23 protein-coding genes, 1 pseudogene and 1 riboswitch are annotated in these 22346 nt (G+C 72.6%); of the genes and pseudogenes, 14 read left to right on the forward strand and 10 right to left on the reverse strand.

Going from position 1 to position 22346, the window contains the following annotated elements; translation table 11 throughout:
- Positions 1–349 precede the first annotated feature (349 nt).
- Positions 350–466: pseudogene (locus ABD299_RS11815) on the reverse strand (IS701 family transposase); the annotation flags it as partial.
- Between the two features lie 94 nt (positions 467–560).
- On the opposite strand from ABD299_RS11815, the gene ABD299_RS11820 reads away from it, so the two are divergent.
- From ABD299_RS11820 to drmB, 3 genes are all read left to right on the forward strand, one after another.
- On the forward strand, positions 561–773 hold the full coding sequence (locus ABD299_RS11820; RefSeq protein WP_344261304.1) for a hypothetical protein: 213 nt from the start codon (positions 561–563) through the stop codon (positions 771–773).
- Positions 763–1881 carry a hypothetical protein gene (locus ABD299_RS11825; protein WP_344261306.1) on the forward strand — a complete coding sequence of 373 codons (1119 nt, stop codon included), beginning with the start codon at positions 763–765 and terminating at the stop codon, positions 1879–1881. The genes ABD299_RS11820 and ABD299_RS11825 overlap by 11 nt, the downstream gene beginning before the upstream one ends.
- A 1901-nt stretch (positions 1882–3782) precedes the next feature.
- A complete protein-coding gene (gene drmB, locus ABD299_RS11830; protein WP_344261308.1) occupies positions 3783–5387 on the forward strand; it encodes a DrmB family protein in 1605 nt (534 codons plus the stop codon).
- Here drmB and ABD299_RS11835 read toward each other — a convergent pair.
- The 5 genes from ABD299_RS11835 to ABD299_RS11855 form a co-directional block, all read right to left on the reverse strand.
- A complete protein-coding gene (locus ABD299_RS11835; protein ID WP_344261310.1) occupies positions 5384–6766 on the reverse strand; it encodes an L-serine ammonia-lyase in 1383 nt (460 codons plus the stop codon). The genes drmB and ABD299_RS11835 overlap by 4 nt on opposite strands.
- An 85-nt stretch (positions 6767–6851) precedes the next feature.
- Positions 6852–8117 (reverse strand): serine hydroxymethyltransferase, encoded by a 1266-nt coding sequence (glyA, locus tag ABD299_RS11840; protein WP_344261312.1) that lies wholly within the window; start codon positions 8115–8117, stop codon positions 6852–6854.
- Between the two features lie 64 nt (positions 8118–8181).
- Positions 8182–8559, reverse strand: coding sequence for a glycine cleavage system protein GcvH (gcvH, locus tag ABD299_RS11845; RefSeq protein ID WP_344261314.1), 378 nt, complete (start codon positions 8557–8559; stop codon positions 8182–8184).
- 59 nt (positions 8560–8618) lie between these two features.
- Positions 8619–9737, reverse strand: coding sequence for a glycine cleavage system aminomethyltransferase GcvT (gcvT, locus tag ABD299_RS11850; RefSeq protein ID WP_344261316.1), 1119 nt, complete (start codon positions 9735–9737; stop codon positions 8619–8621).
- Between the two features lie 171 nt (positions 9738–9908).
- A riboswitch (glycine riboswitch) is annotated at positions 9909–10000 on the reverse strand.
- A gap of 152 nt (positions 10001–10152) precedes the next feature.
- Positions 10153–10923: a hypothetical protein gene (locus tag ABD299_RS11855; RefSeq protein ID WP_344261318.1), complete on the reverse strand. Its 771-nt coding sequence runs from the start codon at positions 10921–10923 to the stop codon at positions 10153–10155.
- 221 nt (positions 10924–11144) lie between these two features.
- Here ABD299_RS11855 and ABD299_RS11860 point away from each other — a divergent pair, with 221 nt between their 5' ends.
- The 4 genes from ABD299_RS11860 to ABD299_RS11875 all read left to right on the forward strand — a co-directional run bounded on the left by ABD299_RS11860 (position 11145) and on the right by ABD299_RS11875 (position 13785).
- The gene (locus ABD299_RS11860; protein WP_344261320.1) at positions 11145–11909 is read left to right on the forward strand and encodes an enhanced serine sensitivity protein SseB; all 765 of its coding nucleotides are present in this window, start codon (positions 11145–11147) and stop codon (positions 11907–11909) included.
- 78 nt (positions 11910–11987) lie between these two features.
- Positions 11988–12758, forward strand: a complete 771-nt coding sequence (locus ABD299_RS11865) for an enhanced serine sensitivity protein SseB C-terminal domain-containing protein (RefSeq protein WP_344261322.1) — start codon at positions 11988–11990, stop codon at positions 12756–12758.
- Between the two features lie 23 nt (positions 12759–12781).
- The gene (locus ABD299_RS11870; protein ID WP_344261324.1) at positions 12782–12904 is read left to right on the forward strand and encodes a hypothetical protein; all 123 of its coding nucleotides are present in this window, start codon (positions 12782–12784) and stop codon (positions 12902–12904) included.
- Positions 12905–12942: 38 nt separating this feature from the next.
- Positions 12943–13785 (forward strand): thioesterase family protein, encoded by an 843-nt coding sequence (locus ABD299_RS11875; protein WP_344261326.1) that lies wholly within the window; start codon positions 12943–12945, stop codon positions 13783–13785.
- A 40-nt stretch (positions 13786–13825) separates the two neighbouring features.
- Here ABD299_RS11875 and ABD299_RS11880 read toward each other — a convergent pair whose 3' ends face one another.
- Positions 13826–14401, reverse strand: a complete 576-nt coding sequence (locus ABD299_RS11880; protein WP_344261328.1) for a GNAT family N-acetyltransferase — start codon at positions 14399–14401, stop codon at positions 13826–13828.
- Positions 14402–14487: 86 nt separating this feature from the next.
- Here ABD299_RS11880 and ABD299_RS11885 point away from each other — a divergent pair, with 86 nt between their 5' ends.
- From ABD299_RS11885 to ABD299_RS11895, 3 genes are all read left to right on the forward strand, one after another.
- The gene (locus tag ABD299_RS11885) at positions 14488–14961 is read left to right on the forward strand and encodes a Dps family protein (RefSeq protein ID WP_344261330.1); all 474 of its coding nucleotides are present in this window, start codon (positions 14488–14490) and stop codon (positions 14959–14961) included.
- Between the two features lie 210 nt (positions 14962–15171).
- Positions 15172–15354 carry a hypothetical protein gene (locus ABD299_RS11890; protein ID WP_344261331.1) on the forward strand — a complete coding sequence of 61 codons (183 nt, stop codon included), beginning with the start codon at positions 15172–15174 and terminating at the stop codon, positions 15352–15354.
- Between the two features lie 153 nt (positions 15355–15507).
- A complete protein-coding gene (locus ABD299_RS11895; protein ID WP_344261333.1) occupies positions 15508–15711 on the forward strand; it encodes a hypothetical protein in 204 nt (67 codons plus the stop codon).
- 18 nt (positions 15712–15729) lie between these two features.
- On the opposite strand, the gene ABD299_RS11900 is transcribed toward ABD299_RS11895, so the two are convergent.
- Both ABD299_RS11900 and ABD299_RS11905 read right to left on the reverse strand, forming a co-directional pair.
- The gene (locus tag ABD299_RS11900; protein WP_344261335.1) at positions 15730–16323 is read right to left on the reverse strand and encodes an SRPBCC domain-containing protein; all 594 of its coding nucleotides are present in this window, start codon (positions 16321–16323) and stop codon (positions 15730–15732) included.
- Between the two features lie 137 nt (positions 16324–16460).
- Positions 16461–17141, reverse strand: a complete 681-nt coding sequence (locus ABD299_RS11905) for an N-acetylmuramoyl-L-alanine amidase (protein WP_344261337.1) — start codon at positions 17139–17141, stop codon at positions 16461–16463.
- Between the two features lie 76 nt (positions 17142–17217).
- Here ABD299_RS11905 and ABD299_RS11910 point away from each other — a divergent pair, with 76 nt between their 5' ends.
- Together ABD299_RS11910 and mnmA are read left to right on the forward strand one after the other, a co-directional pair.
- Positions 17218–18387, forward strand: coding sequence for a cysteine desulfurase family protein (locus ABD299_RS11910; protein ID WP_344261339.1), 1170 nt, complete (start codon positions 17218–17220; stop codon positions 18385–18387).
- A 40-nt stretch (positions 18388–18427) separates the two neighbouring features.
- The gene (mnmA, locus tag ABD299_RS11915; protein ID WP_344261341.1) at positions 18428–19606 is read left to right on the forward strand and encodes a tRNA 2-thiouridine(34) synthase MnmA; all 1179 of its coding nucleotides are present in this window, start codon (positions 18428–18430) and stop codon (positions 19604–19606) included.
- Positions 19607–19655: 49 nt separating this feature from the next.
- Here mnmA and ABD299_RS11920 read toward each other — a convergent pair whose 3' ends face one another.
- Positions 19656–20456, reverse strand: a complete 801-nt coding sequence (locus ABD299_RS11920; RefSeq protein ID WP_344261343.1) for a carbon-nitrogen hydrolase family protein — start codon at positions 20454–20456, stop codon at positions 19656–19658.
- Between the two features lie 109 nt (positions 20457–20565).
- Between ABD299_RS11920 and ABD299_RS11925 the strand changes: the two genes are divergently transcribed.
- Positions 20566–21255, forward strand: coding sequence for an SDR family oxidoreductase (locus ABD299_RS11925; protein ID WP_344261345.1), 690 nt, complete (start codon positions 20566–20568; stop codon positions 21253–21255).
- A 66-nt stretch (positions 21256–21321) separates the two neighbouring features.
- Positions 21322–22344, forward strand: coding sequence for a methionine synthase (locus tag ABD299_RS11930; RefSeq protein WP_344261347.1), 1023 nt, complete (start codon positions 21322–21324; stop codon positions 22342–22344).
- Positions 22345–22346 lie beyond the last annotated feature (2 nt).

Consider the following 22346-nt stretch of genomic DNA (forward strand, 5'->3'; position numbering starts at 1 on the left):
CATCTCACCCGTGACCAGCAGTTACGGGACAGCCCTTAGCTTCCCCAGCCGGCACCCGCCGCCTCGCAGCGGCCGGCCCCTGTTCTCCCGCTGCCGCATCCCATCGGCGGAAGTCTGGATGACGAGGCATCAACGAGGGTTCATGTTCTTCACCCGTCCGGTCTTCCCCAGCCTGTAATCCACGGATGGAACGCGGATCCTTGGGCCTGTTCCCCGGGCTTCGCACGCAGCAGTTACCCGCAGCGCACGCCGAGGCGGGGACGGTCCTTACGCACGGGACCGGGCACTACACCTTCGACATCGGTCGAACCTCCTCCGATGAGTCCCACTCAACTCAAGCGGCTTCGTGTCGCACCGCGATCGTCCAGCAGTTCTTCCGCGGCAGCGGGGCCAGCAAGCCACGGATGAACTTGCCCACACGAGTGCGGGGCTCGGAACGGGCAACCCGTCCGGCTATGCGCTGCATCAGCCCCTCGAAGTCGTCGTCCCAACGGGCAGGGTCTACGCTGTGGCCTGCGGCCACCGCCTGATCTTCTGTCTTCACACACTGATGATCACCGGTGGCCGCACCTGTCTCCGCAGCCGGCCCCACCAGCAAGATCCACATCTACGGCTGGAGTACTAGGGTTCTCGACCGGCTGCTGGAGGAGAACCATCAGCGCTATGCCGCCGAGAAGGCGGCCGGGCTGCATGAGAAGGGCGCCGGGAAGAAGGCGAAGAAGCGGGTGGCCAAGCCCGCTCCGCAGGGGGAGGGGCTGTTCGATGTCGAATGAGCCGGTGAAGGCCACGGGTGACGTCCCGGCGTGGCAGGTGCCGCAGGAGTTCACTGAGGCGTCCTCCTACCAGGTGCGGGACGCGCTTCAGCAGATCATCGAGGATGACCTGCTCGGTCCGTGGAACGGGTCGCTGGAGTCCTTCGCACCGAAGGCCAGCGGTCCGGGGGACCGGTATCTGGTGGGGAAGCTGGGGCCGCGGGAGGTGGCCAAGTCGGCGGCGGACGCCTCGCTGGGAGGGCTGGACAGCGAGCTCGGCGGCGATGTGAACGGTGACGACGGGGAGCTGCCTGATCTGCTCACGCCGCAGAACGCGGGCCGGATGTGGGCTTCGTCCATGGGGCTGTCCTTCGCCGTGATTGCCGGCATCGACAAGCTCAGCGTCACCGCGTCGTGGGGGCGGTACACAAAGTCAGAGGCGCTGGACGAGGCGGGTGTCTCCCGTCGCGTGTGGTCGCGGGAGCCGGTGTCCTTGGAGAAGGAGGTCGCCCTCGACGGCGCCGCCTCCTACAGGGTGCCGTTGCAGGGGGACGGCACCCAGCCAGACGTGTTTCTCGCTGTCGAGGTGCGGCAGCAGGCCGGTGGTCTGCGTGTGGTGGAGCTGGCGCTGGTCAATGCGCAGGAGGAGCCGCAGAACAACAAGGACACCGTGTGGCTGTTTCAGGCGCAGCTGACCGTGGTGGCGCTGGACGGTGCGCAGGCCGTGTTCGCGCCGGTTGACGATCCGCTGGACGACATCGCGGCGCACAGCGAGGACCCCGAAGAGCAGCACCTTCGGCTCCTGTACCGCAACGAGCTGCGGCACGCGAACGGTCGCAACGTCGCGGTACACGCGGAGGTGCATGACGGGGAGCGGCATGCCCACCGGCTGGAGACGCGGTGGCTGCCGTACTGCGACGTGCCGGCCACCATCGCGCTGCAGGATTCGGAGCAGCTGGCCGGGCTCGTGCTGTCCATGGACGCCTTGGGCGCCACGACCAAGCGGGCGAGTGTGCTGCAGACCAAGCTGTGTCCGTGGTGCGGTTCCCGGATCGAGGTGTCGGCCAAGACCACGGACGGCGAGCGGCGGCGCATCCTGCTGTACTGCGCGAACAGCGAGGGCGCGTAGGCGTGCCGCTTCTCGTATGTGAAGGCGAAGGGTGAGGCTGCCGATCCTCATGGTGGATGAGGAGATCTACCGGCTGCTGCCCGCTCTGGTGATCGCCACGGTCGACAAGATGGCGCAGCTCCCCTGGCAGGGTTATGCCGGGATGCTGTTCGGACGGGTGAGGCGCCGCTGCGCACGGCATGGTTACTGGCATCCGGATCTGGGCCGGCGGATCGAGTGCACTGGCAAGCACCCGAAGAAGGGCGCCCTGCCCGGTACCAAGGAGCTTGAGCCGGTCTCGCGGTTTCGGCCGCCGGACCTGATCATCCAGGATGAACTGCACCTGATCTCCGGGGCACTGGGGACCACGGTCGGCCTGTTCGAGTCGGCCGTGGATGAGCTGTGCACCTGGGAGACCGTCCAGGAGGACGGGACCGTGGTGGTCACTGGGCCGAAGATCGTGGCGTCCACGGCGACGACGAAGCGCGCGGCGCAGCAGGTGCGTGGTGTGTTCGGCCGCGGTCTGGCGATCTTCCCGCCGCAGGTGTTGGAGGTCGGGGACACGTTCTTCTCCCGGCAGGTGCCGGTGACCGAGAAGACACCGGGCCGCCGTTACTTCGGTGTGTGTGCGCACGGCGTCCGTATGAAGTCCGCGGAGATTCGGATCGCGGAGATCCTGCTGCTGGCCGGGCGGACCCTCTTCGACGAGCACGGCCGCGACGCGGACCCGTATATGACGCTGGTCGGCTACTTCAACGCCACCCGTGAACTCGCCGGTATGCGGCGCTTCCTGGACGACGATGTGACGACCAGGGTGCGCCGTAACGGGCATCGCCGAGTGCGGGACGCCGGGGCGCTGTCCGACCGACTGGCGAGCACAGGAATGCTCACCACCCAGGAGCTGACCTCCCGGATCTCCTCGGCGGACATCACCGAGGTCCTCAAGCAGCTGGAGAACTCCTTCGACCCGGAGCTGCGCACCTCCGCGCGCCGGGCCGCGATCGCCGCTGAGCTGAGGGCGGCGAAGAATGAGAAGCGGGCGCCGGTCGTTCCCGAGCTGGACTTCGAGCGCCAGCCGGTCGACGTCGTACTGGCCACCTCGATGCTGCAGGTCGGTGTGGATGTCTCCCGCTTCGGCCTGATGATGGTCACCGGGCAGCCGAAGAACACCGCGGAGTACATCCAGGCGTCGTCCCACGTGGGCCGTGACGCCGCGCGCCCTGGTCTCGTGGTCACCCTCTACAACTGGACCCGGCCGCGCGACCTCGCGCACTACGAGGACTTCGAGCACTACCACGCGACGTTCTACCGGCAGGTCGAGGCGCTCTCGGTCACGCCCTGCTCCCGCAGGTCACTCGACCGCGGTACCGCCGCCGCGTTCATCGCCGCGCTGCGCAACGCCGAGGAGGCTCACTCCGCCAACCGGGCGGCCTACGACGTCGGCATGGACTCGCCCGCAGCAGAGCGGATCACCGAGCGCTTCCTCCAGCGGGCCTTCCACGGTGGCGGTGGCGAACGCGGCCAGGGCTACCTGGCCGAACGCCTCGCCGTGGTCAAGGAGCGTTGGGAACAGGCGAAGGGCACCTCCGCCCGGCTGGGTTACCAGGCCCGCAGCGAGAACAAGCAGCAGATGGCAGGGCTGCTCCAGTCCGCGGGCAACGGAGCCTGGACCGACCTCACCGTCCCCATGTCGATGCGCGAGACGGAGAACGAGATCAACCTCCTGGTGCCCGGCAGCATCAGCACCCTGACCCAGGCACCCTACGGCGCCCCCCATGGACCGCAGGGGCACAGGAGTCACCACCCGACAGCGATACCGAGACCAGCGACGACAACGGCGACGAACACGGAGGTACCGAGTGACCGCGCCGACCTCCCCGAGCCACCGCCGCCGCGTCGGCTCCGTGCGGCCCAGCCACCTGATGTTCACCGCCGGCGTCGGCTCTCTCGTGGACCTGCCGAACTTCGCCGTCCTGGTACGGGGGCTGGACGACTGGTCTTACGACAACATCGAGTGGGAACCCCTCGCCGAGCCCCGGCTCCTCGAAGCCGTCCGCCGCACCACCCGCAACCCCAACGTCACGCAACTCCGGCCCGCACCGTGGCTGGACGGCCTGGACACCGACCCGAACGGGCCGGCCGCCCGCGTCGGCGTACCGACGGTGCCCTTCCCGGCGTGGCTGCGCTGCACGGCCTGCAACACACTGGCCGCTCTCGACACCACCTGGTGGACGTTCGAGAACGCCCAGCCCCGGCGGCCGGACCTGGCCCGCTTCTTCCACACCTCCTGCCCGTCGAAGCGCAAGAAGCCGCTCGCCGTCACCGCCCGCTTCCTGCTGGCGTGCACCGACGGGCACCTCGACGAGTTCCCCTACCAGTGGTTCGTTCACCAAGGCGCACCCTGCGCTGAGACGACGCACCCGACACTGCGGATGGAGGACCACGGAGGTAACCAGGGCGCCAACGTCAGCATCCAGTGCACCAACTGCCACGCGACCCGGAACATGAACCAAGCCACGGGTGAACGGGGACTCGCCGAACTCCCGCGCTGCCGGGGCCGGCACCCGCACCTGGGCACCTTCGCCGCCACGGGCTGCAAGGAGCAGCCACGGCTGGTCGTCGCCGGCGCGTCCAACCAGTGGTTCGCCCGGACACTCACCGCCCTCGCCGTCCCAGCGACCGGCCAGAGCGCGCTGGCAGCCAAGGTGGAGCAGCTCTGGGACAAGCTCCAAAAGATCAAGAACCCCGACCACCTGGACCTACTCTGGGACGAGTCGGCCTACATCACCCTGCACCAGTGGGAGCAGGCCGAGGTCTACGAAGCGATCGCGGCCCACCGCGCCGAGCTGGAAGCAACCGACAACGGAGACAGCCCGCAACAGCCAACCGCGATCGACCTGCTGACCCCGGAGTGGGAGATCTTCACCACGCCGAATCCCCCTGACCCCACCGCCGACTTCACGCTCCGCCGGGACGCGAAGGGCGTGCCGGAGACACTGTCCGGCATCTTCTCTGACATCGCCCAGGTCGAGCGGCTGCGCGAGGTGCGCGCGCTCACCGGCTTCACGCGCCTGGACGCCCCCGACCCCGATGAGCCGGACCTGGTCAGCCTCGTGGAGCTCGCCCGCGACACGCCCACCTGGGTTCCGGCCAGCGAAGTGCGAGGCGAAGGCATCTTCCTGCGGGTCTCCGAACCCCTCCTCGCCGACTGGCACGAGCACGTCGCGAACTCGGAACCTGCCTTGGCACACCAGACCGCCTACAAGTACTTCCGCCACCGGCGCTATTCGGACCGCATCAAGCGCGACGACTTCGACCTCATGGCCGGCTGGCCGGGCCTGCGCTACATCGCCCTCCACACGCTGTCCCACCTGCTGATCCGCACCATCGCCCTGGAATCCCAGGGACTTTTCAGGGACTTTCACGTCTGTCCCAGGGAGGTTTCAGGGACTTTCCGCCGCGTAAGCAGGGAAGGCCCTGACAGCGCTGAAAGGTACGAAAGCGCTGGTCAGGGCCTGTTCCCCTAGCACTCGATGATGTTGACCGCGAGGCCGCCGCGGGCGGTCTCCTTGTACTTCACGCTCATGTCCGCGCCGGTTTCCTTCATGGTCTTGATGGCCTTGTCCAGCGAGACGTGGTGCAGGCCGTCGCCGCGCAGCGCCATGCGGGCCGCGGTGATCGCCTTGACCGCGGCCATGCCGTTGCGCTCGATGCAGGGGATCTGCACCAGACCGCCCACCGGATCGCAGGTGAGACCGAGGTTGTGCTCGATGCCGATCTCCGCGGCGTTCTCCACCTGCCGCGGGGAGCCGCCGAGCACCTCGGCCAGCCCGCCGGCCGCCATCGAGCAGGCCGAGCCCACCTCGCCCTGGCAGCCCACCTCGGCGCCGGAGATCGAGGCGTTCTCCTTGAAGAGCATGCCGATCGCGCTCGCGGCCAGCAGGAAGCGGACCACGGAGTCCTCGTCGGCGGACGGCACGAAGTCGGAGTAGTACATGAGGACCGCCGGGATGATGCCCGCGGCGCCGTTGGTGGGGGCGGTCACCACCCGCCCGCCGGCCGCGTTCTCCTCGTTGACCGCCATGGCGTAGAGGGTGACCCACTCCATGGCCAGCCCTTCCCGGCCGCCCTCGGCCCTCAGCTGCCGTGCGCAGGTGGCGGCCCTCCGGCGGACCCTGAGCCCGCCGGGCAGGATGCCCTCCCGGGTGAGCCCGCGACGCACGCACTCCCGCATGACCCGCCAGATCTCCAGCAGACCCGCCCGGATCTCGGCCTCCGTCCGCCAGGCCTTCTCGTTCTCCATCATCAGCGCGGAGACCGACAGCCCGGTCTCCCTGGTCAGGCGGAGCAGTTCGTCGCCGGAGCGGAACGGGTACCGCACGGTGGTGTCGTCGAGCCGGACGCGGTCCGCTCCGGCCGCCTCCTCGTCGACCACGAAGCCGCCGCCCACCGAGTAGTAGGTCTTCGCCAGCAGCGGCACGCCCCCGGCGTCCCGGGCGGACAGTGTCATGCCGTTGGGGTGGTAGGGCAGCGACCGGCGGCGGTGCAGCACGAGGTCGGCATCGGGGTCGAAGGCGATCTCCTGGCTGTCACCGATCTCGGTGTCCAGCAGCCGCAGGCGCCGGGCCGAGCGGATCTGGTCCACCCGGTCGTCGGCCGTGTCCACGTCCACGGTGTCCGGGGCATGACCCTCAAGGCCGAGCAGCACGGCCTTGGGGGTGCCGTGGCCGTGGCCGGTGGCGCCCAGGGAGCCGAAGAGCTCCGCCCGCACGGAGGCGGTCCGCGCCAGCGCCCCCTCGTCCTTGAGGCGGCGCGCGAACATCAGCGCCGCGCGCATCGGGCCGACGGTGTGCGAACTGGACGGGCCGATACCGACGGAGAACAGGTCGAAGGCGGAGAGGGCCACGGTGCGGACTCCCTTGTCTGCTCGTGGTCGGGCTGTCGGACGGGCGGGGCGCTCCGGGATCGCCGGCCGCGCCCCGCCCGGGGTGCTACGCGTTCAGGCCGGGGTACAGCGGGTGCTTGCCGGCCAGGGCGGAGACCCTGGCCTTGAGCGCGCCCTCGTCGGGGCCGGGCAGCAGCGCCTCGGCGATGACATCGGCCACCTCGCGGAAGTCCTCGGCGGTGAAGCCGCGGGTGGCCAGCGCGGGGGTGCCGATGCGCAGACCGGAGGTCACCATCGGGGGCCGCGGGTCGTTCGGCACGGCGTTGCGGTTCACGGTGATGCCGATGCCGTGCAGCCGGTCCTCGGCCTGCTGCCCGTCCAGCTCCGACTCGCGCAGGTCGACCAGGACCAGGTGCACGTCGGTGCCGCCGGTCAGGACCGAGACGCCGGCGGCCGCCGCGTCCGGACGGGTCAGCCGCTCGGCCAGCAGGCGCGCGCCCTCCAGCGTGCGCCGCTGGCGGTCGGCGAACTCGCCGGAGGCGGCGATCTTGAAGGCCACCGCCTTGGCCGCGATGACATGCTCCAGCGGCCCGCCCTGCTGTCCGGGGAAGACCGAGCTGTTGATCTTCTTGGCGTGCTCCTTGCGGGAGAGGATCACTCCGCCGCGCGGGCCGCCCAGGGTCTTGTGGGTGGTGGTGGTGACGACGTCGGCGAACGGCACCGGGTTGGGGTGCAGGCCGGCCGCGACCAGACCGGCGAAGTGCGCCATGTCCACCATGAGCAGCGAGCCGGCCGCGTCGGCGATGCGGCGGAAGGCCGCGAAGTCCAGCTGCCGCGGGTAGGCGGACCATCCGGCGACGATCAGCTTCGGCCGGTGCTCCAGCGCGAGCCGCTCCACCTCGGCCATGTCCACCAGACCGGTGGCCGCGTCCACGTGGTAGGGGACGACCCGGTAGAGCCTGCCGGAGAAGTTGATCTTCATACCGTGGGTCAGGTGACCGCCGTGAGCCAGGTCCAGGCCCATGATCGTGTCACCGGGCTCCAGCAGCGCGGCCATCGCCGCGGCGTTCGCGGAGGCGCCCGAGTGCGGCTGGACGTTGGCGGCCTCGGCGCCGAACAGCTCCTTGACACGGCTCCGGGCGAGGTCCTCGATGACGTCGACGTGCTCGCAGCCGCCGTAGTAGCGGCGGCCGGGGTAGCCCTCGGCGTACTTGTTCGTGAGGACGGACCCCTGGGCCTGGAGGGCGGCCACCGGGGCGAAGTTCTCCGAGGCGATCATCTCCAGCGTGGACTGCTGACGATGGAGTTCGGCGTCGACCGCTGCGGCGACGTCCGGGTCCACCTCGTGGAGCGGACTGTTCAGAAGGGACATGTATTTCCTTGGCTGCGGGAAGGAAGGGGCCGGACGGACAGGCCGGACGCGTGTCCGGCGGGGCTCACTCGCCGGTGAAGGCGGTGTACTCGTCGGCGGTCAGCAGGTTCTCCTGCTCGCCCTCGACCCGGACCTTGAACAGCCAGCCGGCCTCGAAGGGTGAGGAGTTCACCAGCGCGGGGTCGTCCACGACGTTCTGGTTGACCTCGGTGATCTCGCCGGAGACCGGGGAGTAGAGGTCACTGACGGACTTGGTCGACTCCAGTTCGCCGCACGGCTCGCCGGCCGAGACCGTGTCACCGGGCTCCGGAAGCTGGACGAACACCACATCGCCCAGGGCGTTGGCCGCGTGCGCGGTGATGCCGACCGTGGCGAGGCCGTCGTCGGCGGTCGCCAGCCACTCGTGTTCCTTGCTGTAGCGCAGCTGCTCGGGGTTGCTCATGGCGGAATTCTCCTGGATGTGTCGGATCGGTGGGGCAGGGGGCGCGGCAGGCGGACGGCTCACCGCTGCCGCTTGTAGAACGGCAGGGCGACCACCTCGAACGGCTCCAGCCTGCCGCGGATGTCCACGTGCACGCCCTCGGTGCCGGGTGCGGCGTGCGCGGCGTCCACGTAGGCCAGGGCGATGGGCCGGCCCAGCGTGGGGGAGGGGGCGCCGGAGGTGACCTCGCCGATCACCGCGCCCGTCCGGTCCGTCACGGGGTACCCGGCGCGCGGAACCCGCCGTCCCTCGGCCGCCAGGCCGGTGAGCACCCGCGGCGGTGACGCGGCGGCCCGCTCGGCCGCGGCCTCCAGCGCGGCGCGGCCCACGAAGCCGCCGGGCTTGTCGAACTTGACGACCCGGCCCAGACCGGCGTCGAACGGTGTGGTGGAGGTGGTGAGCTCGTGCCCGTACAGCGGCATGCCCGCCTCCAGGCGCAGCGTGTCACGGCAGGCGAGCCCGCACGGAACCATGTCCGCGGGCTTTCCGGCTTCCATCAGGGCGTGCCACAGCCGCTCGGCGTCACCGGGGGCGGTGAAGAGCTCGAAGCCGTCCTCCCCGGTGTAGCCGGTGCGCGCGATCAGCGCGGGGACGCCGGCAACCGTGCCGGGGGACCCGGCGTAGTACTTCAGCCCGCCGGGGTCGGTGTCGGTGAGGGCGCCGAGGATCTCCGCGGACCGGGGTCCCTGGACGGCGAGCAGCGCCCAGGCGTCCCGGTCGTCGCGGACCACGGCGTCGAAGCCGGGCTGCCGCTCGGTGAGCGCGTCGAGCACCACCTGGGCGTTCGCGGCGTTGGCGACGACCAGGTACTCCTGGTCGGCGAGCCGGTAGACGATCAGGTCGTCGAGGATGCCGCCGTCCGCCCGGCAGATCATCGTGTACCGGGCCCGCCCGGGGGTCACGGCGGACAGATGCCCGACCAGGGCGTGGTCGAGCAGGGCCCCGGCCTGCGGGCCGGTGACGGTGATCTCCCCCATGTGGGACAGGTCGAACAGGCCGGCCCCGGACCGTACCGCCTCGTGCTCGGCGCGCTCGCTGCCGTAGCGCAGCGGCATGTCCCAGCCGGCGAAATCGGTCATGGTCGCCCCGAGGGCGCGGTGCACGGCGTCGAGGGCCGTCGTCCGGGGGGTCGAAGTCATGTCTGTGCTCCCAGGGGTGCGGGCGGGCGGCGTGGCTGTGCGCGCTGGCGCAGCGTTACTGGCGCTCTCCCCATCTGTCATCTGCACCTGAGAGGTTCGCCGCGGCCCGCGGGCCGGTGGCTTGCACCGTGGGTGGGGCCGCCCCGGGGGCGGCCCGCTTTTCAGATCTGCCTCGCCTGCGCGGTATAGGGGCCTGAGAGATTCAAGGGAGGACTTGCTCCTTCGGCGCCCCAGAGAACTGGGGACTCTCCCGCGCGGGTTCGAACGGCCGGTATGCAGTTGACGCCGACATCATCGCACGGCCCGGGCCGCCGCGGGAGGACCGGACCGGGGGCGGCGCCGGAGGATAGCCCGCACCGCGGGGCGCGGCCCGCCGGGGTGAGGCGACGGGCCGCGGAGAGCGGAGCCGGTGAGGTCAGCCGATGTCCTGCTGCTCGGGCATCCGCTCCAGGGCCTCGGCGGCGCTGTCGGGTGCGGCGGGCAGGATCTCCGCCTGCGACTCCCCGGCGACGTCCCACTCCTCGGTCACGTCGGCGTCCTCCTCGAAGCCGGCCTCGATCTCGGCCTCCTGGGGGTAGCCGCTGCCCTCGACGAGCTCCCACTGACCGGCGAGGCCGGCCTCCTGCGATGCGTCCGCGTCCTCGGCGGCGTCCGCCTCCCCGGGAACGTCACCGAGGTCCGGGAGCAGGGCGCCGAGTCCGGGCATCAGCGCGGAGGCGGCTTCGAGTGCCTCGCGCAGGGTTTCCGAGGCGCGCTCGACATCGCCGGCGGTGGCCGCCTCGGCGATGACATCGACCTGGGAGCGCGCGCCGTCCGCCTCCGCGGCGTCAGCCGGTGCGATGTCGTCGGCCGGGAGGATCTGCCCCTCCGCCGGAGCCTGCCCGGCACCCTCCAGCAGCGGGCGCAGTGCTTCCCTGATCGCCTCGGTGTGCCGCTCGGCCTCGGCCTGGGAGAGCCGGCCCTCGCGGGCCGAGGCGGCCTGGAGTGCGGCGGTGACCGGGGCGATGGCCTCACGCAGGTCCTGCAGCTGCTCGATGCCGGTGGGCTGTCCGGCCTCGGCCGGGGCCTCGGCCACGGGCGTGTCGTCGTCCGCGACGGCGCCGACCGCCATCGCACCGCTGCTGAGGACGAGGGCTCCGGCGGTGGCGGAAGCGAGAAGGACGCCAGTCTTGCGGGTGATACGCATGGGGAGAATGTCCCTTCGTGTGTCGGTTGGTGCCTTCTCGTCCACCGTGCGGGCCGAGGCTACCCACCGCAACCGTTCCGCTGCTGCCGGTGATGTCCGCTCCTGCGCCGTCACTGCCATGACCTGGGGATTCGAGGGGCCGCGACACGACGGGCAGCCGGGTGACGGAGACAGCCATTAGGGTGCGGTGCAGACCGGGAACGAGATGGTGGTTGGGCGCGATGAGCATTCCGCGGCAGGGGTCGGGACACGGCGGCTGGCCGTGCAACGAGCTGGAGGAGACACTGGCGGCGTCGGTGGGGGTGCCGGACGCGGCCCCGCGGCTGCTGGAAGTGCTGGCGCGCAGCCTGCTGTGGGTGCCGCTGCCGGAGGGCGGCGGCCCGGACAGCGCCGGTCTCGACCTGCCGACGATCGAACTGGCCGGTGGGGTGTTCGTGCCGGTGTTCAGCTCGGCCGAGCAGTTCGGGATGTCCCAGGGCGCCCATCTGCCGTTCACCGTGGCACCGGTGCGCGAGTTCGCCCGCGGGCTGCCGCCCCAGGCCGGGATGGCCGTGAACCCCGGCGGCACCGTCGGGCTCCCGGTGCCCCCCGAGGCGGTGGCCGAGCTGTGCCGGCTGACCCCGGGCCGGCGCGAGCCCGGCCGGCCCTCCGGAGCCCGGATGCGGCTGTTCGAGCCCGACTGGCAGGAGGAGCCGGTGGACTTCCTGGCCGCGGCGGCGGGTGAGCTGTCGCAGCTGCGGCAGGTGCTCTCCGCCCGCCGGGGGCTGGCCAGTGCCGAGGGGGATCCGCCCGCCCTGTTCGTCGGGGTGGAGCTCGATCTGGTGGACCCGGAGACCGGTGCGGCGGTGCAGGAGGCACTGGGCCGGGCCCTGGCCCGCTGCCCGCTCGGATGGCCGGTGCAGCTGGTGCTGCTCGACGCGGCCCGGGACCCGGTGGTCGACTGGCTGCGGGAGTGTGTGCAGCCCTTCTATCTGAGGGACGCCTGACATCGGGCATCCTGTCGTCAGGAGGCTGTTGAGCTGCTGTCCTGACGGGCGGCACCATGCGCGAGGAGGGCCGGGCCGGTGAGCCAGGGGAGAAGCGTCGAGGAGCTGCTGCCCGAGGTGACCGCCGACCGGCTCGACACCTACGAGGCGCTGCTGGCCTCTCTCGGCGAGAGCCGCGTGTGGGCCTTTCTGCACAGCGGCGAGGCGGGGGACCCGCGGGCGCGGTTCGGCGCCATGGAGGTCCTGGGCCACGACTACGTGCCCTGCGTCACCTCGGAGCAGGAACTGGCGGCCAGCGCCTGGCCGCGCGCGCACGAGATCGCCGGCGGCCGGGAGCTGGCCGCGGAGCTCTTCCCCGCCCGCTGGGGCCTGTGGCTCAATCCGCACGCGCCCGGCGGCGGGCTCGGCGTGCCCTGGCCGGACCTGCGCCGGATCGCCCTCGGGCTCGACCGGCTGCCGGCGGGCCCGCTGCGGATCAGCGAGCCAGCCGTCCGCGCGCCGCGGTTCTACGAGCGCCTGGCCGAGCGGGCCCGGAACACCCCGCAACTGCGCAGCCTGCGCCGGGCCTGGGTGGAGCCCGCGGTGGGCGCGCCCTACCTGGCCATCGGGGTGGAGACGGACGAGCCGGGCGCGCGGACCGCCGGGGCGGTGCGGGAGATGATGCGCGGCGCCGTCGCCGTCGTCCCCGACGGCCTGCCGGTGGCGACCGTTCCGCTGTCCGATGTCCACGATCCGGTGGCGATGTGGCTGCGGACGCGGTCGGCGCCGTTCTACAGCCGCGCGGACGGCCGCGAGCAGGGCGTGCAGGCGCTCCGGCAGCGCGGCTACGGCTACCCGAGGCCGTCCTGACCGGTGGCCGGACGGCCGCACCGGTGAGGGAACTGATCCCGTCCTTCGCCTACTGGCTCGACCTGGCCGGCATCGCGGTGTACGGCTGGCGGGCGCCGAGGGCCTGGCACCGCCGGAGCACGGCGGCCGAGGACGAGGCAAGCTGATCTACCGCTTAGTAACATATTCGCGATACGGTGGCCCCATGACTGACGGACACATCGGGGGCAGCGAATTCGACCGGGACACCGCGGTGCGTCCGCGGGAGCCGGGCGTGTTCGACGCGGACATCTCGGCGGGCTGGTCCATCAGCGCCGCCATCAACGGCGGCTATCTGAAGGCCATGCTGGGCCGCGCTCTGGGCCGGACCCTGCCGCACCCGGACCCCTTCACCGTCACCGCGCACTACCTCACGGCGACCCGTCCCGGCCCCGCGGTGATCCGGACGTCGGTGGCCCGCACCGGGAACACCCTCTCCACCGGCAGCGCCTCGCTGTTCCAGACCGGAGAGGACGGCAGGGAGGTCGAGCGGATCCGGCTGCTGGGCACCTACGGCGATCTCGACGCGCTGCCCGCCGATGTCCGGACGGCCGTCAAACCTCCGCAGATGCCGCCCTACGAGCACTGCGTGGGCGTGGACCAGGCCCCCGCGGACCCGAGGCCGGCCGGACAGGTCGAGATGCTTCACCGCCTGGCCTCCCGGCTCGACCCCGCGACCGTGGGCTGGGCGCTGGGCAAGCCCTCCGGGCGCGGCGAGATCCGCGGCTGGTTCGCTTTCGCCGACGGCCGGGACGCCGACCCGCTGGCCCTGCTCCTCATCGGCGACGCGATGCCGCCGACCGCCTTCGATCTGGGCCTGTCCGGATGGGTGCCGACCGTCGAGCTCACCACCCATGTCCGCGCCCGGCCCGCGCCCGGCCCGCTGCGGGTGGCGATCGGGACGCGCAACCTGGCCGGCGGCTTCCTGGAGGAGGACGTGGAGATCTGGGACAGCGCCGACCGTATGGTCGCTCAGTCCCGCCAGCTCGCCAGGGCCCTGCTGGCCTGACTGTGAGGATGCGTGAGGGGGACGCCGTCCGGGGGCCGGGTCACCCCGCCCCCGGCGGAACCGGAAGGACCTCGCCGGGGGGACCGTCGCCGGCCAGCCGCAGCTGCCAGTAGCCCACGTCGTGCCAGGCCCCGAACTTGAAACCGGCGGCCCGGATCAGGCCGGCCGGCTCGAAGCCCATCGACGTGTGCAGCGCGACGCTGCCGGGGTTGGGCAGCGTGATGCCGGCGACCACGCTGCGGAATCCCTGCGCGGCGAGGGTCGCCAGGAGCGGGCGGTACAGGCGGGAGCCCAGTCCCTGCCCGAGGCGGTCCGGCCCCACGTACACGGTCGACTCCGCCGTCCAGGCGTAGGCGCCGCGGGTCTTCCAGGGCCCGGCGCAGCAGAAGCCGGCGATCTCGCCGTCCTGTTCCGCGACCAGCCAGGGATAGCGGCCGTGGTGCGCGTGCCACAGCTCCTCCCACTCCTTCGGCCGCTGCGGCTCGGTGCGGAAGTTCGCGACCGCGTGCTCGATGTAGTGGTTCACCAGTGCGCAGACCCCGGGCATGTCGCCCTGCTCAGCGGGGCGGACGAGGCCAGGAGCGCGGTCCGGGCCGTGGCCGGTGCTCGATGTCATGCGTCACATTCTCGTCCGGCATCAGGACGCAGGGCGTGGGTACGCTGACATATGAACGCACAAACGTGGACGAAAGTGGGCGACACATGTACTCGGTGAAGAGCACACTCCCGGACTCGACGCTCAAGGTCGTGGGTGAGGCGCTGCAGGGTGCGCTGGTGGATCTCATCGACCTCTCCCTGGTGGCCAAGCAGACCCACTGGAACGTCGTCGGCCCCCGCTTCCGGTCCGTGCACCTGCAACTCGATGAGGTCGTGGAGACCGCCCGGACGCATACGGACATCGTCGCCGAGCGCGCGTCCGCGCTGGGCGTCTCTCCCGACGGCCGGGCCGCGACGGTGGCCTCCGGCACGGGCATCGGTGCCTTCCCCGAAGGCTGGCAGAAGGACACCGAAGCCGTTCAGTCCCTGGTCGACGCCCTGGGCGCGGTCATTGCCCGGATGCGGGAGCGCATGCGGTCGGCCGGCGAGGTGGACCCGGTCACGGAGGACATCTTCATCCAGGTGACCCAGGAGCTGGAGAAGCACCACTGGATGTTCCAGGCCGAGAACCGCGGCTGACGGGCCCGCTCGCTCCCAAGGGGAGCACCGCAAGGACCCGCACCGGGCCCCGGGTCCGCTCCCAGGAGCGGGCCCGGGGTCCGGTGACGTCCGGGGCGGGGTGCGCGGAAGTGGGCGGAAACCTCCGGTACGAGTGATTTCGCTCACGAAACGCCGCCACACGGGTGATCCGGTTGGTGACCCTGGGTGGCTCCTCGTATGCTCGTACGCATGTCCCAGTCGACCGATCCGACCCCGGCGCGGCCGGACCCCGAGGCCGCCAACGAGGCGATCCGCCGGTACGTCCGCAAGCACGGCGGCCGGCCGTGGGGTGCCCGGGAGCGCGCCGAGCTCGACAGGCTCCGCAGCAGCTGGATCAAGGCCGTCCGCCGCGACGTGCGCGCCGCTGCCTGACGCGCCCGCTCCGCCCGGCGCACTCTCAAGGCGCCGCACCGGCCCTCCTCGCCGGCCTCCCGCCCGTCGTTCCCACCCCTCGGACCTGCCGTCCGCGACACGGCGACGGAACACCGGATGCGTTTCTCGTCCGGCGGGCGCAGGCTGGGTCGCATGACCCGTCCGCGCATCGTTGTCCATCCACCCGCCCCCGGAGGCGGCAGGCGCGTGCGCGCCGGGGACGAGATCCTCGGCCTGGCCCGCGGGCCCGGCGAGCTCCTGGAGTTCCTGCGCCGGGCCGGTCTCGACCCGGACGCGGTGCGGCTGGACGATCCCGGGCTCATCGAGTGGCGCGGCGGGGGGCCCGACCACTGGTAGCGAGGCCCTTCCCCGGCCTCAGGCGCCGGCGACGACCGACCGCCAGGCGTCCGCGCCCCGGCGGCCGAACTCCTGGCCCGCCGCGCTCGCCTCCCACTGGGCGGGATCCTCGGTCGGCTCGCCGCGCAGATAGCGCTCCAGGAAGTGCAGCACCATCTCCCAGCGCGCCCCCAGCCCGAACGCGCCGGCCGGGGCGTCCTGGACGACCGGGTCGACGGTGCTCCCGTTCACCGAGACCTCGTCGGGCAGCGGGCCGTGCTCCAGTTCCAGGGCGGTGGTGTCCCCCTCGCCGGGGGCCAGGCGCAGGATCACCTCACTCGAGGCCTCCTTCCCGTACCCCCATGTCACACCCAGCAGATTCGGCGGCTCGCAGCGCAGGATCTCGCCCCCCGTGCGGTCGTCGAAGTGGAACGACCCGCCCAGGCGCAGATCCCCGGTCACCGGCCGGAACCACCGCTTGAGGTGATCGGGTTCGGTGCAGGCGTCCCAGACCTCGGGGACCGGGGCGGGGCAGTGGCGGCGCAGCAGCAGCACCCGTGCCTGGCCCTCGGGCGTCGGCCTGCGCCCCACTTCCCGGGAGGTCCGGTCGAGCCAGTCGGTGATGTCGGTCATGGGTCATCCCTGCCTCTCTGGTCGTGCCTGGGGGCGGGGTACCCGGCGTGGCGGGGGTGATGTGCGGCCGAGCGCCTCCGCTGCCGCGCATCCGGGTGGAGCGGACCGGTCCGTGTCCGGCGGCCCGCGACCGGGGGTCAGGCGGCCTCGCGGCGGACCAGCTCCAGATAGCGGTCCCAGTCCCAGTGCGGACCCGGGCAGATCCGGACGACATCGGGCACCTCGTTGTGGCCGACGATGTGCTCCCGGTCCACCGGGATGCCGTACCGGTCGCAGATCCCGGCGACCAGACGCGCGGAGGACTCGTACATCGCGTCGGTCAGGGTCGAGGGATCGTGCGCCCAGCCCTCGTGCTCGATGCCGATGCTGCGCTCGTTGAACGCCCGGTTGCCGGCGTGGTACGCGACGTCCAGCTCCCTGGCCAGCTGCGCGACGTGCCCGTCCTCGGCCCGCAGCACGTAGTGGGTGGCGGCGCCGTGCGACGGGTCCTGGAAGACCCGCAGGGTGATCGGGTACGTCGCCTCCGGCATGTGGATGACGACCCGGTCGATCGGATAGTCCCGGGGTCTGCCGGCCCGCCGCAGGTTCGCCCGGGCCGCGGGTATCCACTCGGCGCCCGGGTGGTCGACCTCGCCCTCGACCCGCGGCTCCTCCATCGCCGAGTACCGCCACCACCAGCGGGCCAGCTCCTCGCGGCGGGCGACCGCTCCCGCACCCAGGGCCACCGCCGTTCCGCCCAGGATCAGCGCACGCCGGCTCGGCCCCCGGTGCACCGGGGGTTCTTCGGACGGCTGCGGGGGAGCGGAACGGTCACTCATGTCGTGGTGTCCTCCGGCTCGAAGAACGCCGTGCGCCCCGCCGCTGTTCCCTCCCGGCTCGTAGAATCGGGGAACCATGCCCTACTTCGACCACGCCGCCACCACGCCCATGCTCCCCGAGGCCATGGAGGCGGTGACCGACCTGCTGGCCGTCACCGGCAACGCCTCCGCCCTGCACTCGGCGGGCCGCCGGGCCCGGCGCGTGGTCGAGGAGGGACGGGAGCAGCTCGCCGCCTCGCTCGGTGCCCGGCCCAGCGAGGTCGTCCTCACCGCCGGCGGGACGGAGGCCGACAATCTCGCCGTCAAGGGCCTGTACTGGGCCCGGCGGGCCGAGGACCCCCGGCGGACGCGGATCCTGGCCAGCCCGGTCGAGCACCACGCCGTGCTGGACGTCGTGAACTGGCTGGCGGACCACGAGGGCGCACGCGTGGACTGGCTGCCGGTGGACCGGTTCGGCAGGGTCGGCCCGGCGTCCCTGCGCGCCGCGATCGAGCGCGATCCGGACGACGTCGCCCTGGTCACCGTGATGTGGGCGAACAACGAGATCGGCACGGTCCAGCCGGTCGCAGAGCTGGCCGGGATCGCCGCCGCGCACGGCATCCCCATGCACGCCGACGCCGTGCAGGCCGTCGGCCAGCTGCCTGTGGACTTCGGCGCCTCCGGGCTGGCGGCGCTCAGCGTCTCCGGCCACAAGATCGGCGGCCCCTACGGCATCGGCGCCCTGCTGCTGGGCCGCACCTGGACCCCGACCCCGCTGCTGCACGGCGGCGGCCAGGAACGGGACGTGCGCTCCGGAACCCTGGACGTGCCCGCGGTCGCGGGGTTCGCGGTGGCCGCGGAACTCGCGGCGGCCCGCCGCGAGGAGTTCGCCCGGGAGATCGGCGCCCTGCGCGACGAGCTGATCGAGGGCGTCCGGAAGGCGGTGCCCGACGCGGTCCTGGGCGGCGACCCCGATCCCGCGGGGCGGCTCCCGGCCAACGCCCACTTCGCCTTCCCCGGCTGTGAGGGCGACTCGCTCCTGCTGCTCCTGGACGCCCAGGACATCCAGTGCTCGACCGGCTCGGCCTGCACCGCCGGGGTGGCCCAGCCCAGCCATGTGCTCCTGGCCACCGGCTCCGACCGCGAACTGGCCCGGGGCACCCTGCGGTTCTCGCTGGGACACACCAGCACCGCGGAGGACGTCCGGCTGCTGACCGAGGCGATCGGCCCGGCGGTGGACCGGGCCCGTACGGCCGGCCTGAGCTGACCGGCCCCCGGGCGCCCGGACCCCGTACGCTGGGTGCGTTATGACTGACTACCCCGGTGCACCCCGCGATGCCGCCAGCCCGCCGACCGCCCGTGACGGCCGCCGCCTGCGGGTGCTGGCCGCGATGTCCGGCGGGGTCGATTCGGCCGTCGCGGCCGCGCGCGCGGCCGAGGCCGGCCACGACGTGACGGGCGTCCACCTGGCCCTCTCGGCCAATCCGCAGTCCTTCCGGACCGGTGCCCGCGGCTGCTGCACCGTGGAGGACTCACGCGATGCCCGTCGCGCGGCCGACGTCATCGGCATCCCCTTCTACGTCTGGGATCTGGCCGAACGCTTCCGCCAGGACGTCGTGGAGGACTTCCTCGCCGAGTACCGGGCGGGCCGGACGCCCAACCCGTGCCTGCGCTGCAACGAGAAGATCAAGTTCGCGGCACTGCTGGACAAGGCGCTCGCCCTGGGCTTCGACGCGGTCTGCACCGGCCACTACGCCACGGTGGTGGTCAACGAGGACGGCACCCGCGAGCTGCACCGCGCCTCCGACCTCGCCAAGGACCAGTCCTACGTGCTCGGCGTCCTGGACGGACGGCAGCTCGCGCACGCGATGTTCCCCCTCGGCGACACCTCCACCACCAAGGAGGAGATCCGCGCCGAGGCGGCCCGCCGCGGCCTGTCGGTGGCCAGGAAGCCGGACAGCCACGACATCTGCTTCATCGCCGACGGGGACACCCAGGGCTTCCTGGCCCGTCATCTGGGGTCGGCCGAGGGCGACATCCTCGACGAGGAGGGGCACAGGGTGGGCCGGCACTCCGGGGCGCACGGCTTCACCGTCGGCCAGCGCAAGGGGCTGCGGATCGGTCACCCGGCACCGGACGGCAAGCCCCGGTACGTGCTGGACATCTCGCCGGTGGACAACACGGTCACGGTCGGTCCGGCCGGTTCGCTGGAGGTCACGGCCCTCACCGCGGTGCGGCCCCGCTGGTGCGGCACGGCCCCGCAAGGCCTCGGCACCTACACCGCGCAGCTGCGCGCGCACGGCGACGAGACACCGGTGACCGCCGAGCTCACCGGCTCGGGCCCCGAGGCCGAACTGCTGGTCACCTTCGACGAGCCGGTCCGCGGGGTCGCCCCCGGCCAGGCCGTCGTGCTCTACGACGGCCCGCGGGTGGTCGGCTCGGCGACCATCGCGCGGACCCGGCGCCGCTCGCGCGCCGCCACCTGAGCGCGCCGCCCCCGGGCGGCCCGGCCGCCCTTCCGGCTGCCGGGGCGCCTCACACCACGTCGGGGCGGCGGTTCTCCAGCACCGGGACGGCCGCGCGGGCGCCGGCCGTCTCGCCGGGATCGATGTCGGCCAGCAGCAGACCGGGAGCGGCGCCGAGCCGGGCGCGGATCTCGCCGAGCGGGGAGACCACCATGCTGTGGCCGATGCCGGTCGGCGCCCTGGTCGCCGGTGCCTCGCCGGCCGACGCCGGATCGGCCTGGCCGCAGGCAGCCACCCAGCAGGTGCTGTCCAGGGCGCGGGCCCGCACGAGCACCTCCCACTGCGCTGTCTTGCCCTCACCCGCGCCCCAGGAGGCGGGCAGCAGGATCAGTCCGGCTCCCTCCCGGGCCAGCCGCTGGAAGAGTTCCGGGAAACGGACGTCGTAGCAGGTGGCGAACCCGCAGGTGATTCCGGAGACCTCGGCGGTGACCACCCGGTCGCCGGGGGCCACGGTGGCGGATTCGGCGAAGCCGAAGGCGTCGAAGAGGTGGATCTTGTCATAGTGGGTGTCCACCCCCTGTCCGGTGATCAGCAAGGTGTTGCGCACCCGGCCGTCCTCCGCCGGGGTGAACATGCCGGCGACGACAAGGACACCGGCGGCCTCGGCCGCCGCCCGCACGCTGTCGGCCCACGGGCCGTCCAGCGGTTCGGCGACCGGGCCGAGCGGAATGCCGAAGCGGGCCATGGCCGCCTCGGGGAACACCACCACCTCGGCTCCCTCGGCCGCCGCCCGTTCGGTCTGTCCGGTGACGGCGGCCAGGTTCCGTTCCGGCGAGCCGGTGGACAGCATCTGGCTCAAGGCGATGCGCATGGGACCTCCCTCACCGCCGGAGTATGCCGGGTCCGGGGCCGCCGTGTCTGCGATGGGTGTGCGGGAAGCCGGGGGCGGGATGCCCGGGAGGGTGAGGCAGGATGGGCCCATGGCGACGCATGTGATCACCGGGGCAGGATCCGGCATCGGTACGGCGGTGGCCGAGCGGCTGGCCGCGCGCGGCGACGAGCTGTGGCTGTGGGCGCGCGACGTGGGCCGGGCGAAGGCGCTCCAGGAGCGCTTCCCCGGGGCCCGCACACTGGTCGGCGACCTCGCCGAGCCCGGGCGGCTGTCCTGGGCGCTGGGCCACCAGGCGCCGCCGGAGAGGATCGACTCGCTGCTGCACATCGCCGGCGTGGTCGACCTCGGGACGGTGGGGGAGCTCACCCCCAGAATCTGGCAGGCCACCCTGGCGGCCAACCTCATGGCGCCCGCCGAGCTGACCCGGCTGCTGTTGCCGCAGCTGCGGCAGTCGGGCGGACACGTGGTCTTCGTCAACTCCGGGGCGGGTCTGAACGCCAACCCGCAGTGGGCGGCGTACGCGGCGAGCAAGCACGGTCTGAAGGCCCTGGCCGACGCCCTGCGCGGCGAGGAACGCGACAACGGGGTCCGTGTCACCAGCATCTACCCGGGCCGCACCGCCACCCCGATGCAGGAGAAGGTGCACCGGCAGGAGGGCAAGGCGTACGATGCCGGCCGCTGGATGACCGCGGACTCCGTGGCCACCACCGTGCTGACCGCCCTGGACCTGCCGCGCGGCACCGAGATCACCGACCTGAGCGTCCGGCCGGGGCCCTGAGGCGCGGCGCGAGGGCCCCGGGACCCGGTGCCCGCCGCCGCGCCCCGGCGGCCTTACCCTGCGCAGGTGACTGCGAAGCAAACCTTCCCCTGGGGCCCGGCCGCCGCCACCGGGATCGGGTCGATGCCCGGCACGGACGTCCGGGAGGCCGTCCGGACCGTCACCGGTTCGCTGGAGGCCCTGCCGTATCTGCCGGAGCTGCCCGCCCGCGGGCCCGGAGCGGACATGACCGGGCGCACCGCCGGCCTGCTGGCCGAACTGTACGTCCGTCTGGAGCCCAGTGGCTGGCGGATCGGTGACCGGCCGGGCGCGGACACCCGCCGGGCCCGCGCCTGGCTGCGCGAGGACCTGGACGCGCTGGAGGAGTTCACCCAGGGCCACCGGGGTGCGCTGAAGGTGTCGGCCGTGGGGCCCTGGACCCTGGCCGCGGCCGTGGAACGGCGCAACGGCGAGGCGATGCTGGGAGACCCGGGGGCCTGCCGGGACCTGGCCGCCTCGCTGGCCGAGGGACTGCGCGCGCACCTGGCGGAGGTCCGCCGCAGGGTGCCGGGGGCGCGCGTGGTCCTGCAGCTCGACGAGCCGTCGCTGACCGCCGTGCTGACCGGCCGGGTGCCCACGGCCAGCGGTTACCGCACCCACCGTGCCGTGGACCGTGCCGTGGTGGAGGGGACGCTGCGCGAGCTGGTCGCGGTGGCCGGCCCTGACCCGGTCGTGGTGCACTCCTGCGCTCCCGGGGTCCCCTTCGGGCTGCTGCGCCGGGCTCAGGTCACCGGCATCTCCTTCGACGCGGCGCTGCTCACCCCGGGTGAGGACGAGGCGCTCGGCGAGGCGGTGGAGGGCGGCACCGCGCTGTTCGCCGGAGTCGTGCCCGCCTCCGGCGACGATCCGGCGGTGCTGTCGGACCCGGCCGGTAGCGTCAGCGGGGTCAGGTCGTTGTGGCGCAGGCTGGGGCTGTCACCGGAGCTTCTCGCGAAGTCCGTGGTGGTCACCCCGGCGTGCGGCCTCGCGGGCGCCTCCCCGGCGTACGCGCGTGCCGCGCTGGCCTCGTGCGTCCGGGCGGCGACATCCCTCGCGGACAACCCAGAGTGACG

The sequence above is a fragment of the Streptomyces sodiiphilus genome (assembly GCF_039529215.1).
Taxonomy (GTDB): Bacteria; Actinomycetota; Actinomycetes; order Streptomycetales; family Streptomycetaceae; genus Streptomyces; species Streptomyces sodiiphilus.